This is a genomic window from Ramlibacter sp. WS9 (assembly GCF_003797765.1).
Classification (GTDB): domain Bacteria; phylum Pseudomonadota; class Gammaproteobacteria; order Burkholderiales; family Burkholderiaceae_C; genus Ramlibacter.
The window spans coordinates 175,135-191,837 of sequence record NZ_RKMB01000004.1; the positions used below are offsets into that span (position 1 = coordinate 175,135).

Genomic DNA, 16,703 nt, shown 5'->3' on the forward strand with positions numbered 1-16,703 from the left:
TTCAATACGGAGCTGGCTCGCCCTCGGGCCGGCTCTTGAACCGCTTGTGCACCCAGTAATACTGGTCGGGCATGGCATCGATGTATCCCTGCAGCCGCAGGTTCATTTGCGCTGTGTCGGCCGTCATGTCGTTCGAAGGGTAATCCTCCCACGCCGGACCCACGTGCACCTCGTAGCCCCTCGCTGTCATTCGTGTGGTGACGGGCACGACCTTCGCGCGGCCCAGCTTCGCGAAGCGCGAAAGCGACGGCACGGTCGCTGCCTGGACGCCGTAGAACGGCACGAAGATCGACTCCTCTGGCCCGAAGTTCATGTCTGGCAGCAGATAGAGCGGCGCGCCTTCACGCAACGCCGACACGATCGTCTTTACGCCGTCGGCCCTGCCGAACAGCCGGCCCGTGCCGAACCGGCGGCGCCCGCCCAGGATCCATGCGTCCACCACCTTGTTGGCCTGGTCGGTGTAGATGGTCGTGAAGGCGCGCGGCAGTTGCTGGGTGAGCGCGGTCCAGCCGGCGTCCATCCCGACGAAATGGGGCGCGAAGATCACCGTGGGTCGGCTGCCCTTCAGTTCGTCCACCGCGCCGGACAGGACCAGGCGCTTGCGCGCATTGGCCGGGTCTCCGTGCCACAGCCAACTGCGGTCCAGCCAGGCCCGTGCCACATTCACGAACACACGAGGGATCAAGGCGCGGCGCTGCTCGGGGGTCCATTGCGGAAAGCACAGCGCAAGGTTCGTCGCCACGACGCGCCGCCGCGGCACGACCACGAAATACAGCACCCAGCCCAGCAGCCACCCGAGGCCGCGCACCCACGGCAACGGCAAGTGCGCGAGCATCCGCATGAACACAACGCCGAGATGACTCATGCAGCACGGCCGGGGGCCGGCTCCTTGTAGCGGGCGTAGCCCCACAGGTATTGCTGCGGGCATTCGCGCACCAACCGCTCCATCTGCGCATTGACCTGGGCCGCGGCGTCCGCCGGGGTGCCCGGCAGCTCGCCCGGCCATGCGCGCAGGTGGATGCGGAATCCGCGTCCCCACGCCAGCCTCTGCCCCCATGCCAGGAGCACCGTTGCGCCGGTTTGCTGCGCCAGCCGCGCCGAGAGCGTCATGGTGTAAGCCGGGCGGTCGAAGAACGGCGCCCACACACCCAGGTTCTGCGGCGGCACCTGGTCGGGCAGAAGGCCCACGGCCTCGCCGGCCTTCAGTGCTTTCAGCATTTGCTTCACGCCGGCCAATGTCGTGGGGGCGGTCGCCAGGTTCGCCCGGGCCCGAGACGTATCCACCAGGTCTCGCAGCCATGCCTTGCGCGCCGGGCGGTAAAGCACGGTGATTCGGCCGTACCGCGCTGCGTAGCCCTGCGCGGTGGCCTCGAAGCAGCCCAGGTGCGGCGTGAGGAACACGATGCCTTTGCCAAGCGCCAAGCCGGCGTCGATCAACTGCGCCCCTTCCCACTCGATCGCGGGCGAACGGCCGAACCACAGCCGGGGCGCTTCGGCGACCAGCTTGCCCGCCTCCGCGACAGCAGCGCGCACCTGGGCCAGGCCATAACCCGCCTGCCGGGCATTGGCGACGAACCGCTGCCGGTAGGTGGCGGACGCCAAAAAAGACACCCAGCCCAGGGCGGCGCCGAACGCATGCAGGACAGGCAGCGGCAGCAGTGCGAGCGCTCGGAACAGGGTTTTCACAAGAGTTTAGAATTGGGCCGTCGCCGAGTTATGAACTACTTGCAGGGCGACGTTAAACAAGAACTGCTAAAGCGTTCGCCCCAAGCTCCGGCACAAGGCAACGCGCCTTACAGCAAACACTGGAGTTTATTCAAATGGCGAACGACTTTCTCTTTACCTCCGAATCCGTGTCCGAAGGGCATCCGGACAAAGTGGCCGACCAGATTTCCGATGCGATCCTGGACGCGATCTTCCGGCAGGATCCGCGCAGCCGCGTGGCGGCCGAAACGCTGACCAACACCGGCCTCGTGGTGCTGGCCGGCGAGATCACCACCAACGCGCACGTCGACTACATCCAGGTCGCGCGCGACACCATCAAACGCATCGGCTACGACAACACCGAATACGGCATCGACTACAAGGGTTGCGCCGTGATGGTCTGCTACGACAAGCAGTCCAACGACATCGCCCAGGGCGTCGACCACGCATCCGACGACCACCTCAACACCGGCGCCGGCGACCAGGGCCTGATGTTCGGCTACGCCTGCGACGAAACGCCGGAGCTGATGCCCGCGCCGATCTACTACGCGCACCGCCTGGTCGAGCGCCAGGCCCAGCTGCGCAAGGACGGGCGCCTGCCTTTCCTGCGGCCGGACGCCAAGAGCCAGGTGACGATGCGCTACGTGGACGGCAAACCGCACAGCATCGACACCGTCGTGCTGTCGTCGCAGCACAGCCCCGAGCAGAGCGACGGCCACAAGATGAAGGCCTCCTTCACCGAAGCCATCATCGAAGAGATCATCAAGCCGGTGTTGCCCAAGGATTGGCTGAAGGACACCAAGTACCTGATCAACCCGACCGGCCGCTTCGTCATCGGCGGCCCGCAGGGCGACTGCGGCCTCACGGGCCGCAAGATCATCGTCGACACCTACGGCGGCGCCTGCCCCCACGGCGGCGGTGCTTTCTCGGGCAAGGATCCTTCAAAGGTCGACCGCTCGGCTGCCTATGCCGCCCGCTACGTCGCCAAGAACATCGTGGCCGCGGGCATCGCGCGCCAGTGCCAGATCCAGGTTGCTTACGCGATTGGCGTTGCCAAGCCCATGAACGTGACGGTCTACACCGAAGGCACCGGCGTCATTCCCGACGACCAGATCGCCTCGCTGGTGCATGACCATTTCGATCTGCGCCCGAAGGGCATCATCCAGATGCTCGACCTGCTGCGCCCGATCTACGAGAAGACCGCCGCCTACGGGCACTTCGGCCGCGAAGAGCCGGAATTCACGTGGGAACGCACCGACCGCGCTGCGCAGCTGCGCGCCGCCGCCGGCTTGAAGTAGCCCGCCGCTACTGAATCTGGGTCTGGGCCCGCTCGTACTCGTTGCGCTTCATGGCGACGTAGGTCGAGCGGTCCATCTCGCGCAACTGGCGCGGATAGCGCTCGGTGCTGTTGAACCAGGCCTGTATCTTCTTTTCGACCCGCTGGGCAGCGGGTGACGACAGCGAAGCCAGGTGCGCATCGATGGCCAGGAAGTAGCGCATCGCGTTGCGCTCGATCGCGCCGCGCACGCCGCCGATGTGCATCGGTTGGCCATTGGCATCCTTGCCCGTCACCGTGAAGCCAATCTTGTCCGACCCGGCGGTGGACAGGTAGGCCTGCATGGCGAAACGCCCGGCTGCACCGACGCCGTAGGAGTAGTTCAGGTGCATGAAGGTCCGCCCACCTTCGATCGGCACGGCGGAAACGATGATCTTGTAGTCGCGCGTGCCCACCGGGCCGCTCTTGGCATCGAGCCGGCTCTCAAAAAAGTCACCGGTCGCGGCCACGGGGCGCAACGCGAAGTCCAGCCGGTAGGCATCCTGCACCGGTTGGTCGAACTTTCGCCCGATGCGCACCTGCAGCGTCGTGCCGCCGCCGTTTTCCACCGCGTGGCAGTACTTGGTGTTGAAAGGCAGGATCATGATCGCGCACCAATCCGAGGGGTCCTTCATCGAATGGCTGAACTCCGCGAACGGGTGCTGCAGCACGGCGTACACATCGCCGCGCACCGTGCCTCCCTCTTCCGAGGAGTCGATGTGGATCGGCTGGTGAAAGCTGTTGCTGCGCAGCTCCTCGCGCAGTTCGCGGTGTTTGGCGCGCAGCGACGCGGCATCATCGGCCAGCACGTTCATGGCGCCGGAGGCTACGAGCAGTGCCAGCCCCAGCTTGACGACCGCGCGGGCTGTCTTCTGAAATCCATTCATGCGTGAATCCTTGCGGTGTGAAATTCGTGAGAGTGGCTGCGCATTGGTGCATCCGAGTCCTCCATCACCTGCAGCACGTCGAGCTGGATGCCCCCCATGAACAGGGAGTGCGGCTGAACCGCGTAGAGGTAGTGCCCGCGCTGGCCGAGTTCCAGGCACATGCGCATCTGCGGTTGCTGCACAATCTCCCAGGCCTTGATCAGCCGGGCGCGCACCAGGTTGTCGCTGCATTGCAGGAAGCGAAGCTTGTGGTGGTTGTGCGCGAGGCTGACCGCGTCCAGGTACGCGGACGCCGCCTTGTTCCGTGTGTGGAAATTCGGCGTCAGGTCGATGTTCAGCGTCAGCTGGCGATCGTCCACTTCCAGGACGAAGTTTCGGCCCAGGAGCCCGTCGCTCGCCTCACCGTACTTGTACGCGAGGTGCAGGTGCGAAGGCGTTTTGCGCAATGAATATCTCATGGTTGTTTGTCTCCTGCCGCGACCCTTTCCGCGTTGCCACAGATTGCGCCGAGCCGCGCGGTTTAGCTGTAGGACAACGCTGCAACCGGCTGTGCGGACTGCCGGGCGAATCCACATTTCCAGCATTGGGGCCTTCTCCTACAGTCGGTCTCCTGCTTCGCTGACTGCCACGCCGGCCCACCTGCCGAAGGATGGAGAAAGTACACGTCAGGCCGACCCACTCACGCGGCGCGTGGCGTGCGTTCCCTTCATCCACACACAAGGAGCAAACAATGGCTGCTGAAGACAAAGACCTCAATCGAGACCCCATCACCGACGAACCCGGCGCACACCCCGTGGGCACCGGCATCGGGGCAACGGGCGGCGCAGTGGCCGGCGCGACGGTCGGCGCCATCGGCGGGCCTGTCGGCGTTGCCGTGGGCGGCGTGGTTGGCGCCGTAGTGGGGGGTCTCGCGGGCAAAGCCGTGGGCGAGGCGGTGAACCCGACGGCCGAGGAAGCCTATTGGCGCGAGAACCACTCGCGCGAGCCCTACTATGAAAAGGGGCGCAGCTTCGACGACTATTCACCGGCCTACCGGCTGGGCCTGACAGGCCGCACTCGCTACCAGGGCGACTGGGATACCGCTGAGCCGCAGCTGGCTTCTGAATGGGCATCGGCCCGCGCCGGTTCCAGCCTGGACTGGAACCGGGCCCAGCCTGCCGCACGCGCGGCCTGGGACCGCATCGGCAGCAATCGCATGGGCATGGTCGGCGGCGCGCGGCCCGAAGGCCAAGGCGTTGCGGCGGCGGTGGGTTCGGCACAGAGTGCCGGCAACATGAGTGGCGACCGCGACGACGTTGTCGATGCGCTGCAAGACCTGGCCGAATGCTGCAAGGACGGCGAATACGGCTTCAGGGCCTGTGCCGAGCAGGCCCGGCGCGGCGACCTCAAGTCGCTGTTCCTCCAACGGGCCGACGACTGCCGGGGCGCCGCCCAGGAACTCAATGAGCAGATTCGCTTGCTGGGCGGCAACGACACCGACCACGGCAGCGCCGCCGGTGCCATACACCGGGGCTGGGTGGCCGTGAAGTCGACTTTCTCCACCTACGACGACAAGGCGGTGCTGGAGGAAGCCGAGCGCGGCGAGGACAACGCCAAGGCGCGCTACACGAAGGCGCTCAAGCAGCCCTTGCCTGCCGGTGTCAAGCTGATCGTGGAACGCCAGATGCAGGGCCTGCAGCGCAATCACGACCAGGTCAAGATGCTGCGCGACCAGGCGCGAAAGAATTAGCCCACCCCCGAAGCGCCTGCGGCGATGCCCCCTCGGGCGTTGCCCTCTCCCCCTCAAGGGGGCGTCACCAGCGGCCCGGCAAAGCCGGCTCCGCGGTGCCCACGCACGGAGCGCCGCGAAGCTCCACGACCTTCCCACGGCATGAAACAGGCTTGTCCTACACCGGCCGGGCATGGCCATTTCTATGGTTGACGCAGAAAGACTGCAGCCATGGACGAGCGTTCATCCAGCCCCCTCAAGACCTATCGCGACAAGCGCAATTTCGACGCCACACCAGAACCGGCGGAAGGCGGCGCGCCCAACGAGGAAGCGCGCGCCTTCGTGATCCAGAAGCACTGGGCCACCCGGTTGCACTATGACTTCCGGCTGGAGCTGGAAGGCACGATGAAGAGCTGGGCCGTGCCCAAGGGCCCCAGCTACGACCCGGCCGACAAGCGCATGGCCGTTCACGTGGAAGATCATCCCCTCTCGTACAACAAGTTCGAAGGCACCATCCCCTCCGGGAATTACGGCGCGGGCAAGGTGATCATCTGGGACAAGGGCGTCTGGGTCCCGCTGGAAGACCCCCACAAGGGCTACCGGGACGGCAAGCTCAAATTCGAGATGCACGGCCACAAGATGTACGGCCGCTGGACCTTGGTGCGCATGAAGGGCCGGGGCGACGAGCGCCAGGAACCCTGGCTGCTGATCAAGGAGAAGGATGAATTCGTGCGGCCGGCGTCCGAGTTCAGCGTCGTCGACGAAATGCCGGACAGCGTGAAGAAGCTGGCAGACCGGCCGGCGCAATGGAACAAGCCATCGGCCGCGGCATCCGGGCCGCCCGTGGGTGCACGCAAGGCCGCCCTGCCCGAGCAGCTGCAACCCCAGCTTGCCACCTTGGTGGACGAACCCCCACGGGACCCCGACAACTGGCTCTGCGAAATCAAGTTCGACGGCTACCGGATGATCGCTCGCGTCGAGGGCAAGAAAATAGCCCTGGTCACGCGCAACGGCAACGACTGGACGCACAAGCTGCCCAAGCTCCTGCAAGCGCTGCTGGCGATGGAGCTTCCCGACGGCTGGTACGACGGCGAGATCATCGTGCCCAGTCCCCACGGCGCCGCGGACTTCCAGGCGCTGCAAGGCGCCTTCGACAGTGCCCGCACCGGCGACATCGTCTACTACCTGTTCGACCTGCCCTATTGCGCCGGTTACGACCTGCGCGACGTACCGCTCGTCGAGCGCCGCGCAGTGCTGCAACGCATCGTCCTGCGCAAGCCCCACGAGAAGGTCCGCTTCAGCGCGGTGTTCGACGCCCCGCCCGACGAAGTCGTCGCGTCCGCATGCAAGCTCGGCCTCGAAGGCGTGATCGCCAAGCGGAAGAATTCGGCGTACGTGACCCGCCGGTCGTCCGACTGGATCAAGCTCAAGTGCGGGCATCGCCAGGAGTTCGTGATCGGCGGCTACACCGACCCCAAGGGATCGCGAACCGGGCTGGGCTCGCTGTTGCTGGGCGTGTACGACGACAAGGGCACGCTGCAGTACGCCGGCAATGTGGGAACCGGTTTCAATGAGAAGTCTCTGCGCGAACTCAAAAAACGGCTGAATGCGGTGGCCGCGGACAAGGGCTCGTTCGCGCCCAACCCGGCCTTGCCAAGAGGCGCGCATTGGGTAAGGCCTGACCTGGTCTGCGAGGTGTCGTTCGGCGAATGGACGCGCGACAACCGAATCCGCCACTCCGTGTTCCAGGGCTTGCGCGAAGACAAGAAGGCGAAGGCAATCGTGCGTGAACAACCCAAGCACTCGGCGCCCGTCGACAAACCCGCGCGCAAGACCTCCGCTCGACCATCGGCCGCGAAGCCCGCCGCCGAAAGGACCGCACCGCAAGCCGAACTGCCGCCGTCGCTTCGCGTCAGCAACCCGGATCGCGTGATCGACGCGGAGTCGGGGCTGACGAAAATCGAGCTGGTCCGCTACTACGCTTTGGTTGCACCGCTCATGATGCCGCACCTCAAGGGCCGGCCAGTTTCGCTGGTGCGCGCGCCTCAGGGAATCGCCGGCGAGCTGTTCTTCCAGAAGCATGCGGAGCGCTACAAGATGCCCGGCATCGAGCAACTCGACCCCGCATTCTTCCCTGGCCATCCGGCCATGCTGGAAGTGGCGAAGCCCGAAGGTTTGTTGTCTGCGGCGCAGATGAACGTCATCGAATTCCACACCTGGAACGGTGTGAAGACCGCCATCGACAAGCCCGACCGCATGACCTTCGACCTCGATCCAGGCGAAGGCGTCGGGTGGGCAGAAGTGCAGCAGGCCGCGCAGCTGGTCCATGCGTTCTTGCAGGAGCTGGGCTTGCCCGCCTTCCTGAAGACCAGCGGCGGCAAAGGCCTGCACCTGGTGGTGCCGCTGAAGAAACAGCTCGACTGGGACACGGTCAAGGACTTCTCGCAGGCGATCGTCCAGCACCTGGCGCGCACCATTCCCGACCGGTTCGTCGCCAAGAGCGGCGGCAGCAACCGCATCGGCAAGATCTTCATCGACTACCTGCGCAACGGCTACGGCGCGACGACGGTGTGCGCCTGGTCGGCGCGGTCGCGGCCCGGGCTGGGTATCTCGGTGCCGGTGCGCTGGGAAGAACTTCAGGGCCTCAAGGGCGGCGCGCACTGGACGGTGCGCAGCGTGCACACGCGGCTGGACGAGGGCAACGAGCCCTGGGCCGACTACGAGGCAAGCCGCACCGCACTGGGCGCCGCAATGAAGGCCCTTGGCTTCCGGCGGGCCTGAAGGAAGAGCCGCGAGCGATGCCGGGGAAGTCCCGGCGTTGATCAAGCAGATGCGGGCGCGCTCAAGCCGCTGCGGCGCGCGTCCACGGAATAGACAGGCGCATCTTTTGCCGCCCCTCGCGTGACAGCGCGACGGACTCCGCGGCGGCCAGCGCTTCCACATCGCTCCACCGCAACGCGCGATAAGGCGGTTCTGGGGAAAAGCCCTTGTCACCGTCGGTGGGCCTCAGCGTGAGTGCCAGCACGAGCGCGCCGGCGTCCGGTTCGGTCGTGAGGACGAGATCGGCCGGTGCCGGATTTTCATCTGTGGCATGGAGCAACGCCGCCGTCAGCACATTGCGCACGGCCGAGCGGCGGACCTGGCCGGAGACGGCAGGAACTTCGTTACGCAGTGCGTATCCGCGAAACGTCAGGCTGGTCGCCACCAGGCTGAAGCATTCACGCACGCCGTCGGCCGCGGTGATGAGCGCCTCTTCTTCGGGCGCCAGCCAAGTGACCACGTCCAGGCATGACGCCAAGGCCGCGCGCGCGAAGCCGTTGATCTTGTGCGCGCTGTCGTGCACTTCCGCCAGATCGGGTTCGGCTGCGCGCAGGCGCCGGTCCATCACCTCATAGATCATGCCGATCGGCTGCAGGTTGACGACCAGGTGATGGCGCATCGACGGCGCCAGTCGGCGCAACAGCGCGTAACGGGCCGCTTCGGCCTGGCTGTCAGGAGGCGGCAGCGCTGTTCGCGGCTGCTCTGAAGGGACTGTGGATGTCATGAATTCCGAAGTATTTCACAGCCCCAGAGCTTGTCAATGTGTGGGCGGCCTACGTGCGCACGGCTTAACGGTCGAGCTGATCGCCGGGCGTTCACTCCACCGTCACGCTCTTGGCCAGGTTCCTGGGCTTGTCGACGTCGGTTCCCCGGGCACAGGCGGTGTGATATGCCAGCAGCTGCAGCGGGACGACGTGCAGCAGCGGGCTCAACGGGCCGTAGTTCTCCGGCATGCGGATCACGTGGATGCCGTCTTCGCTCTCGATGCGGGTGTCGGCATCGGCCAGCACATAAAGCACGCCGCCGCGGGCGCGCACTTCCTGCATGTTGCTTTTGAGCTTTTCCAGCAGCGCATCGTTGGGAGCCACCGTGACCACCGGCATCTCGCTGGTCACCAGCGCCAGCGGTCCGTGCTTGAGTTCGCCGGCTGCATACGCCTCCGCGTGGATGTACGTGATTTCCTTCAGCTTGAGGGCGCCCTCCAGCGCGATGGGATAGTGCAGCCCACGCCCGAGGAACAGCGCGTTTTCCTTGCCCGCGAAGTCTTCCGACCAGCTGATGATCTGCGGCTCCAGCGCCAGCACCGCCGACAGTGCGGCCGGCAGGTGACGCATCGCCTTCAGGTGCGCGGCTTCTTCGGCCTCCGACAGGCGCCCTTTGACCTGCGCCAGCGCCAGCGTCAGCAGGAAGAGCCCAGCCAGCTGGGTGGTGAACGCCTTGGTCGACGCCACACCGATCTCGACCCCGGCACGCGTGATGTATGCCAGCTTGCATTCACGCACCATCGCGGATGTCGCCACGTTGCACACGGTAAGCGTCTTGTCCATGCCCAGGCTTTGCGCATGGCGCAGCGCCGCCAACGTATCGGCCGTTTCGCCCGACTGGCTGATCGTCACGACCAAGGTACCCGGATGCGGCACGGAGTCCCGGTAGCGGTATTCGCTCGCGATCTCGACCTGCGTTGGAATCTTCGCGATGCCCTCCAGCCAGTACTTGGCGGTGCATCCACTGTAGTAACTGGTGCCGCACGCCAGGATCAGCACCGAATCCACTTCCTTGAACACGCGCCAGGCACTTGTGCCTGCTCCTTTCTCGCCGACGCCGTCAAACAGCTCCGGCACGATGGACTGCACGCCTTCGAGCGTGTCTGCCACGGCGCGTGGCTGCTCGAAGATTTCCTTTTGCATGTAGTGGCGGTATGGGCCCAGCTCCGCCGCACCGCTGTGCGCGTGCACGGTCTTGACGGTCCGCGTCACGGGCTTGTGCGACTTGTCGACCACCCAGTACTTGCCCAGCTGCACATCGACCACGTCGCCTTCTTCCAGGTAGACGATCTGGTCGGTCACTCCGGCCAGGGCCATCGCGTCGCTGGCCAGGAAGTTCTCTTTACCGTCGATACCCACTCCCAGGATCAGCGGCGAGCCTGCACGCGCGCCGACCACACGATGGGGCTCGTCCTTGCAGAACACCGCGATCGCGTACGCCCCGTGCAATTGGCCGACGGCAGCCTTGACGGCGTCGAACAGGTCGCCGTCGTAGAGGCTGTCGACCAGGTGGCAAATCACTTCGGTGTCGGTCTGGCTCGCGAATTCATAGCCCCTGGCCTTCAGCCCGGCACGCAGCTCCTGGTAGTTTTCGATGATGCCGTTGTGCACGAGCGCGATGCGGCCGGGCTTGCTCGATGCGTCTTTTCCGGGGCCGTGGCTGAAGTGGGGATGCGCGTTGTGTACCGCCGGCGCGCCGTGGGTGGCCCAGCGCGTGTGGGCGATGCCGGTGGTGCCATCGAGGTGGCCCTTCTCGACTTGGCCCAGCAACTCGGCGACGCGGTCCGTGCTTCGCGCGCGCTTGAGGCCGTCCGCGTAGACCGCGACACCGCACGAGTCATAGCCCCGGTACTCGAGGCGCTGCAGGCCCTGGACGAGGATGGGAACGATGTTGCGGGTAGAGACGGCGCCGACGATGCCACACATGAGGAACTCCTGGATTGATGGGAGTGACTCTAGAGGCGTCAGAGAGAAATATGGGGTCAATAAGTTTAGTTTTGTTGAATAAAATTTCTCCATTCACGCATGGAGAAATATAATTTCAAAAATGCCAGAAGAATTATTAAACCTGGACGCCATCGACCTGGCTCTTTTGGATCAGCTCCAGAACGATGCGTCGTGGAGCAATCAGGATTTGGCCCAGCATGTCCATGTATCGCCGCCTACTTGCTTGCGCCGCGTCAAGCGGTTGCGCGAAGCCGGGCTGATCGAGCGGCAGGTCGCGATCCTGGCTGCCGACCGGTTGGCGCCGCTGCTGGGGCACGGTCTTCAAGCCATCGTCGAAATCACGCTGGACCGGCAAGGCCAGGAGGAGCAGCAGGCGTTCGAGGAGCGAGTGGTGCGCGACGATGCGGTACAGCAGTGCTACCGCGTTTCGCCCGGTCCGGATTTCGTCCTCATTGTGTACGCGCAGGACATGCCGGGCTACCTCGCAATCGCACAGCGCCTGTTCACCAGCGATGCCAACGTGCGCAACGTGAAGGCGTTCTTCTCGATGCGCCGCGCGAAATTCGAGCCCCGCATTCCGCTGGGCCGCTCGCGCTAAATCGGCTACTTCGCCTTCTTCTTCGGCCGTTCCCAGTTGGGGATGCTCACCTGCTTGCCGCGCGCCACGGATAGCGCGCCGGCAGGCGTGTCTTTGGTGATAGTGGAACTGGCGCCGACGGTGCCGCCGCGCGCGATCGTCACTGGCGCCACGAGCACGCTGTTGCTGCCAATGTGCACATCGTCTTCGATCACCGTGCGGTGCTTGTTGGCGCCGTCGTAGTTCGCGGTGATGGCCCCCGCGCCGTAGTTGACGCGCTCCCCCACGGTGGCGTCGCCGAGGTAGGCCAGGTGGTTGGCCTTGGCGCCGCGCGCCAGCGTCGCATTCTTCACTTCGACGAAATTGCCGATGTGCACTTCGGCGCCCAGATCCGCACCGGGCCGCAGCCGCGCGAACGGCCCGATCAGCGCGCCCTCGCCGATACGCACGCCGAGCTTCTCGCCGTCGATGTGCGAGAAAGGATGGATGACCGCACCGGCCGCGATCTGGGCATTGGCGATCACGCAGTTCGCGCCGATCCTCACGTTGTCGCCCAGCGACACGCGACCCTCGAATACACAGTTGACGTCGATCTCCACATCCTGCCCGCAAACCAGTTCCCCGCGCACGTCGAACCGCGCCGGGTCGGCGAGCCGCACGCCCTCTTCCATCAGCGCCCGAGCCTGGCGCAGTTGGAAAGCGCGCTCCAGGTCAGCCAGCTGTGCCGGGCTGTTGACGCCGTCCACTTGCACTTTGTCCGCCGTCTTCACAGCCACCACTTCAGCCCCCTCGCCCACCGCCATCTTCACGATGTCGGTCAGGTAGTACTCCTTCTGCGCATTGTTGTTGTCCAGACGCGCCAGCCAGCGCTTGAGCAATGCATTGGGCACCGCCATGAAGCCCGTGTACACCTCACGAATCTGGCGCTGCTCTTCCGTAGCGTCCTTGTGTTCCACAATGGCGGACACCGCCTCGCCGGACCGCAGGATGCGGCCGTAGCCGCTGGGGTCGTCCATGTCGACGCTCAGCAGCACCAGCCGCTTGCCGCCGCATGCGTCCAGCACTTTCTGCAGGGTGGCGGCCTCGATGAGCGGCACATCGCCGTTCAGCACCAGGGTCGTGCCGTCGTCCGGCAGCACGGGCACGGCCTGCTGCACGGCGTGGCCTGTGCCCAGCTGCGGCTCCTGCCGCACGAACACCGGCACCGGCAGGCCATCGTTGGGCCAGCCGGCCACAGCGGCCTCCACCTGTTCAGCGCCATTGCCGGTGACAACGACCACACGCCGCGCCTGCAGCCGGGCCACGCAGGCGACCACGTGCTGTAACAATGCGCGACCGGCCAAACGGTGCAACACTTTGGGCAGGCGGCTCTTCATGCGCGTGCCCTTGCCGGCGGCCATGACGACCACATCGACTGCTGTCATTTACTTTCCTTTTTCTGCAATGACCATCGCTTCAAGACTTGGCCGGATTATCGGCTTGCTGGCGCTGGCAGCCGCGCTGGCAGCGTGCAGCGCCATCAAGCTGGGCTACAACAACATCGACGGCCTCGCCTACTGGTGGCTGGACAGCTACCTGGATTTCACCGACGAGCAGGAAGGGCGGGTGCGCGAAGACCTCGACCGCCTGCACGCCTGGCACCGCACCAGCGAGCTGCCGCAGTTCATCGCCCTGTTGCAGGCGATGGAACAGGCCGCCCCCACCGATGTGACCGCCGCCCAGGCTTGCAACTTCATCACGCAGGCGCAGCAACGGCTGGAAGTGCTTTCCGAACGCGCGGAGCCGGCTGTCGTCACGCTCGTGCTGGGTCTGACGCCTGAACAGCTGGTGCACCTCGAGCGGAAGTACGAAAAGGTCAACGAGGAATTCCGGAAGGATTGGATCCGGCCCACGGCGAGCGAGATCGCCGAGAAGCGCCTCGACAAGTTCATCGAGCGCAGCGAGATGATCTACGGCAAGCTGGACGACACACAACGGGCCGTGCTGCGCCGCCAGCTGCAACAGTCGACGTTCGACGGCAAGCGCGTTCTGGCCGAGCGCCAGCGCCGCCAGCGCGACACGCTGCAAACCTTGCGCAAGGTGGCCGGGCAGTCGATCCCACTCGCCGAGGCGCGCGCCCTGCTACGGGCTTACCTGGACCGGCAACGCCTGCCGGCGGACCCGGGCGACCGGGCCTTCCAGCAGTCATTGATCGACGAGGCCTGTGCCAACGCCGCAGCCCTGCACAACAGCACCACCGCCGCGCAACGTGAAGCCGGCGCACGCCGCCTGCGGGCGTACCAGCGCGACCTGCGCGAACTCAGCGCGCTGAAGTAACCGGCTTCTTCAGCGCTCGCCCTTGGAGTGCGAGCGCCCTTCCTTCTCGGCCTCGTCCAGCTCGCGCGCTTCCTGTTCGGAGCGCGGCTTGGCCGCCTGCGCGTCGGACTCGACGTCGGCGTCCTTCAGGTATTCCTTGATGTTCTTCTGATAGTCGCGGGTGGCCTCGTAGCTGCCCTCGCCCATCTGCTGCCCGCCCGGCTGCGCGGCGGGCTTGGGCTGGAACTCGCCCGAGCCGGACTGCTGTTGCTGCTGTTGATCGTCGCCGCGCGGGGGCTGCTGCTGCAGGATGCGCGACGTGGATTTGCTCTCGGCCATCTGGAAATCTCCTGTGGGGATCCGCCACCGGAATAGGCGGCGAAAACCCAGCTTAGGAGGCCAAGCCCAGCAGTCGTGTCGTCCGGCGCGTGCGTGGGTTGTCAGCGCCGGACTACACGCGAAACGCTTTAGGCCTGCAGCGCCGCCCACATCTCCTGGTCGCGCTCGGCCGTCCAGATGCGTGGGTTCTTGATGCCTTTGGCCTCGTCGAAGGCGCGGCTCACGTCGAACGGCAAGCAGTGCTCGTAGATGAAGACGTGGCCGAAGATCGGGTCCATCTTCTTGCGGGTGTGTTCCATCGCCGCCTTCAGGTCCATGTTGGCGGCGGCGGCTTCCTTGCCGCACGCGTACAGCGTTTGGACCCAGCGCTTGGTGTAGTCGAGTGCCTTGTTCACCTCGGCCTGGCCCTTCATGGCTTCGCCACGCCCCGGCACGATGGCCTCGGCGCGCAGCGCGCGCAGCGCCTCCAGCGTGGCCGGCCACTCTTCGAGGTGCGCGTCGCCGGTGTAGACACCGGCTTCGTACTCGACCAGGTCGCCGGAGAACAGCACCTTCTCTTCTTCCACCCAGGCGACGGTGTCGCCACGCGTGTGGCCTGGTCCGGGATGCCAGATCTGCACCTTGACCCCGCCCAGGTCCACCGTGAGCATGCCGGGGACTTCGCCCTTGACCGGGTTACCGCCGCCGATCACCAGCGTGGGCCAGGTCAGCCCCGGCACGCCTTCGGCGCCGCGAAACAGGCGCGGGAAGCGCTCCATCTCCGACTGCATGTCTTCCTTGCCGCGTTCGATGATCAGCTCCAGCGTGCCCTGGCTCGCAATGACCTCGGTCGCGCCCTCTGCCGCATAGGCGCTCGCGCCCAGCACCCGCACCGCGTGGTAGTGCGTGAGCAGCACGTACTTGATCGGCTTGTCGCTCACTTCGCGGATGCGTGCGATCAGGTCTTGCGCCATCGCGGGCGTGGCCGTGGCGTCGCTGACCATGATGAACTTCTCGCCGATGATCACGCCCGAATTAGGGTCACCCTCGGCGGTGTAGGCCCAGCAATGCGCGCTGAGCTGCTCGAAAGTGATTTTCTTGTCGGCCAGGTCGGCCTGGCTGGCGAAGGCTTTGGACACACGTCTCTCCTGATTTTTTGCCCGGGCACGGGAATAAAGCGACCGACGGAGATTTTACCTAATCGTAATCAATTACGCATTGTTGAATTCAGAAGCCCCGGCTTCTGAAGCCACTCGACCGCCCTTTCGGCAACGGCCTCCAATGGCCGGCTCGCATCGATCTCCAGCACACCGGGCTCGTCCGATGGGGCTTCCAGCGCCTCGAACTGGCTGGCCACGAGGCTGGGCGGATAGAAGTGGGCGTCACGTGCCTGCACACGGCGCAGCGCCTCCTCCTGCGTGATCTGCAGGTGGACGAAGCGCAGCTCGGGCGCCGCCGCCCGCAGCCGGTCGCGATAAGCGCGCTTGAGTGCGGAGCAGGTCAGCACGGCGCCGGCCGGGTGGCGCACCAACTCCTGCGCCAGTTGTGCCAGCCAGCCGGCCCGGTCCGCATCGTCCAGCGGCAGGCCTTGGCGCATCTTGTCGATGTTGGCCTGCGGATGGAACTCATCGCCCTCGATCAGCGGCAGAGACAGCGACTGCGCGATGCACTGCCCCACGGCCGACTTGCCGCACCCGGCAACGCCCATCACGACGACGTGGATCGCCGTCATTTCGCCAGGCCGTTTTCGAGCATGGCGACCACTTCTTCGGCAAAGGCCGAATAGCTCATGGCCCCGCCCGGCCGCAGCCACGTGAACGTCCAGTTGATCATTCCGAACAGCATCATCGTCACCGGTGTCTGGTTGGCGGGCGTGACGCGTTGCGGATAGGCCCGCCGCAGGAAGCGCGTCATGGCCGACACCACGTCCCGCTGGCGGTCCACGATCAAATCGCGCTGCGCCTCGCCAAGGAACTTGGTGTCGTGCAGCAGCGCCACGTGCCGCGTCGCGGAGTTCTCGTATTCCTCCAGGAAAGCGCGCACCAGTTCGTGCAGGGCCGCCCGGTCGTCGAGGTTGCCGCGCTGCGCTGTGGCTTCCGCCTGGCCGATCACCGCCAGCAGGCGCTGGGTATAGCGATCCAGCAGGTCGAAGAGGATCGCTTCCTTGCTTTCGTAGTAGTGATAGAGCCGAGCCTTGGACGCGCCGCAGGCGGCCGCAATGTCGTTCATGCTCGCGGCCGGGTAGCTACGGTCAGCAAAGCATTGCGCCGCCACGTCGAGGATCTCGTCGCGCTTGAGTTCGTGTTGCGAGGATTTGGGCCGGGCCATGGGGTCGTGTGGAGCGTGCTTGGAATTATGCGGGCACGCT

At 65.5% G+C, this 16,703-nt stretch carries 16 protein-coding genes; 5 read left to right on the forward strand and 11 right to left on the reverse strand.

Annotation, left to right across the window (positions count from 1 at the left end):
* Position 1: 1 nt before the first annotated feature.
* Complete coding sequence (locus tag EEB15_RS08915; protein ID WP_141509481.1) at positions 2–865, reverse strand: lipid A biosynthesis acyltransferase; 864 nt, start codon at positions 863–865, stop codon at positions 2–4.
* On the reverse strand, positions 862–1,686 hold the full coding sequence (locus EEB15_RS08920) for a lysophospholipid acyltransferase family protein (RefSeq protein WP_141509482.1): 825 nt from the start codon (positions 1,684–1,686) through the stop codon (positions 862–864). The genes EEB15_RS08915 and EEB15_RS08920 overlap by 4 nt, the downstream gene beginning before the upstream one ends.
* A gap of 134 nt (positions 1,687–1,820) precedes the next feature.
* Here EEB15_RS08920 and metK point away from each other — a divergent pair, with 134 nt between their 5' ends.
* Positions 1,821–3,002, forward strand: coding sequence for a methionine adenosyltransferase (metK, locus tag EEB15_RS08925; protein ID WP_141509483.1), 1,182 nt, complete (start codon positions 1,821–1,823; stop codon positions 3,000–3,002).
* Between the two features lie 7 nt (positions 3,003–3,009).
* On the opposite strand, the gene EEB15_RS08930 is transcribed toward metK, so the two are convergent.
* Positions 3,010–3,906 carry a hypothetical protein gene (locus EEB15_RS08930; RefSeq protein ID WP_141509484.1) on the reverse strand — a complete coding sequence of 299 codons (897 nt, stop codon included), beginning with the start codon at positions 3,904–3,906 and terminating at the stop codon, positions 3,010–3,012.
* The gene (locus EEB15_RS08935; protein WP_141509485.1) at positions 3,903–4,364 is read right to left on the reverse strand and encodes a hypothetical protein; all 462 of its coding nucleotides are present in this window, start codon (positions 4,362–4,364) and stop codon (positions 3,903–3,905) included. Before EEB15_RS08935 ends, EEB15_RS08930 begins: the two co-directional genes overlap by 4 nt.
* Positions 4,365–4,636: 272 nt before the next feature.
* Here EEB15_RS08935 and EEB15_RS08940 point away from each other — a divergent pair, with 272 nt between their 5' ends.
* Entirely contained in the window at positions 4,637–5,635 is a 999-nt protein-coding gene (locus EEB15_RS08940) for a PA2169 family four-helix-bundle protein (RefSeq protein WP_141509486.1), read from the forward strand.
* A 210-nt stretch (positions 5,636–5,845) separates the two neighbouring features.
* Positions 5,846–8,395, forward strand: a complete 2,550-nt coding sequence (ligD, locus tag EEB15_RS08945; RefSeq protein WP_141509487.1) for a DNA ligase D — start codon at positions 5,846–5,848, stop codon at positions 8,393–8,395.
* A 61-nt stretch (positions 8,396–8,456) separates the two neighbouring features.
* On the opposite strand, the gene EEB15_RS08950 is transcribed toward ligD, so the two are convergent.
* Both EEB15_RS08950 and glmS read right to left on the reverse strand, forming a co-directional pair.
* Positions 8,457–9,158, reverse strand: coding sequence for a hypothetical protein (locus tag EEB15_RS08950; RefSeq protein ID WP_141509488.1), 702 nt, complete (start codon positions 9,156–9,158; stop codon positions 8,457–8,459).
* Positions 9,159–9,249: 91 nt separating this feature from the next.
* Positions 9,250–11,124 (reverse strand): glutamine--fructose-6-phosphate transaminase (isomerizing), encoded by a 1,875-nt coding sequence (gene glmS, locus EEB15_RS08955; RefSeq protein ID WP_141509489.1) that lies wholly within the window; start codon positions 11,122–11,124, stop codon positions 9,250–9,252.
* Between the two features lie 121 nt (positions 11,125–11,245).
* Between glmS and EEB15_RS08960 the strand changes: the two genes are divergently transcribed.
* The gene (locus tag EEB15_RS08960; RefSeq protein ID WP_141509490.1) at positions 11,246–11,743 is read left to right on the forward strand and encodes an Lrp/AsnC family transcriptional regulator; all 498 of its coding nucleotides are present in this window, start codon (positions 11,246–11,248) and stop codon (positions 11,741–11,743) included.
* Positions 11,744–11,748: 5 nt separating this feature from the next.
* Here the strand turns inward: EEB15_RS08960 and glmU are convergent, their stop codons facing one another.
* Positions 11,749–13,146: a bifunctional UDP-N-acetylglucosamine diphosphorylase/glucosamine-1-phosphate N-acetyltransferase GlmU gene (glmU, locus tag EEB15_RS08965; protein WP_141509491.1), complete on the reverse strand. Its 1,398-nt coding sequence runs from the start codon at positions 13,144–13,146 to the stop codon at positions 11,749–11,751.
* Between the two features lie 19 nt (positions 13,147–13,165).
* Here glmU and EEB15_RS08970 point away from each other — a divergent pair, with 19 nt between their 5' ends.
* A complete protein-coding gene (locus tag EEB15_RS08970) occupies positions 13,166–14,038 on the forward strand; it encodes a DUF6279 family lipoprotein (protein WP_141509492.1) in 873 nt (290 codons plus the stop codon).
* Positions 14,039–14,047: 9 nt separating this feature from the next.
* Here the strand turns inward: EEB15_RS08970 and EEB15_RS08975 are convergent, their stop codons facing one another.
* From EEB15_RS08975 to EEB15_RS08990, 4 genes are all read right to left on the reverse strand, one after another.
* On the reverse strand, positions 14,048–14,356 hold the full coding sequence (locus EEB15_RS08975) for a hypothetical protein (protein ID WP_141509493.1): 309 nt from the start codon (positions 14,354–14,356) through the stop codon (positions 14,048–14,050).
* 128 nt (positions 14,357–14,484) lie between these two features.
* Positions 14,485–15,474 (reverse strand): MBL fold metallo-hydrolase, encoded by a 990-nt coding sequence (locus tag EEB15_RS08980; RefSeq protein WP_141509494.1) that lies wholly within the window; start codon positions 15,472–15,474, stop codon positions 14,485–14,487.
* Positions 15,475–15,542: 68 nt separating this feature from the next.
* Positions 15,543–16,067, reverse strand: coding sequence for a gluconokinase (locus EEB15_RS08985; protein ID WP_141509495.1), 525 nt, complete (start codon positions 16,065–16,067; stop codon positions 15,543–15,545).
* Positions 16,064–16,663 (reverse strand): TetR/AcrR family transcriptional regulator, encoded by a 600-nt coding sequence (locus EEB15_RS08990; protein WP_141509496.1) that lies wholly within the window; start codon positions 16,661–16,663, stop codon positions 16,064–16,066. Before EEB15_RS08990 ends, EEB15_RS08985 begins: the two co-directional genes overlap by 4 nt.
* Between the last annotated feature and the right edge of the window lie 40 nt (positions 16,664–16,703).

Coding starts and splice junctions, on each gene's coding strand:
- EEB15_RS08960 (WP_141509490.1), top strand. CDS start 11,246: ATGCCAGAAGAATTATTAAACCTGGACGCCATCGACCTGGCTCTTTTG.
- EEB15_RS08970 (WP_141509492.1), top strand. CDS start 13,166: ATGACCATCGCTTCAAGACTTGGCCGGATTATCGGCTTGCTGGCGCTG.
- EEB15_RS08915 (WP_141509481.1), bottom strand. CDS start 865: ATGAGTCATCTCGGCGTTGTGTTCATGCGGATGCTCGCGCACTTGCCG.
- metK (WP_141509483.1), top strand. CDS start 1,821: ATGGCGAACGACTTTCTCTTTACCTCCGAATCCGTGTCCGAAGGGCAT.
- glmS (WP_141509489.1), bottom strand. CDS start 11,124: ATGTGTGGCATCGTCGGCGCCGTCTCTACCCGCAACATCGTTCCCATC.
- EEB15_RS08985 (WP_141509495.1), bottom strand. CDS start 16,067: ATGACGGCGATCCACGTCGTCGTGATGGGCGTTGCCGGGTGCGGCAAG.
- EEB15_RS08930 (WP_141509484.1), bottom strand. CDS start 3,906: ATGAATGGATTTCAGAAGACAGCCCGCGCGGTCGTCAAGCTGGGGCTG.
- ligD (WP_141509487.1), top strand. CDS start 5,846: ATGGACGAGCGTTCATCCAGCCCCCTCAAGACCTATCGCGACAAGCGC.
- EEB15_RS08990 (WP_141509496.1), bottom strand. CDS start 16,663: ATGGCCCGGCCCAAATCCTCGCAACACGAACTCAAGCGCGACGAGATC.
- EEB15_RS08950 (WP_141509488.1), bottom strand. CDS start 9,158: ATGACATCCACAGTCCCTTCAGAGCAGCCGCGAACAGCGCTGCCGCCT.
- EEB15_RS08975 (WP_141509493.1), bottom strand. CDS start 14,356: ATGGCCGAGAGCAAATCCACGTCGCGCATCCTGCAGCAGCAGCCCCCG.
- EEB15_RS08940 (WP_141509486.1), top strand. CDS start 4,637: ATGGCTGCTGAAGACAAAGACCTCAATCGAGACCCCATCACCGACGAA.
- glmU (WP_141509491.1), bottom strand. CDS start 13,146: ATGACAGCAGTCGATGTGGTCGTCATGGCCGCCGGCAAGGGCACGCGC.
- EEB15_RS08935 (WP_141509485.1), bottom strand. CDS start 4,364: ATGAGATATTCATTGCGCAAAACGCCTTCGCACCTGCACCTCGCGTAC.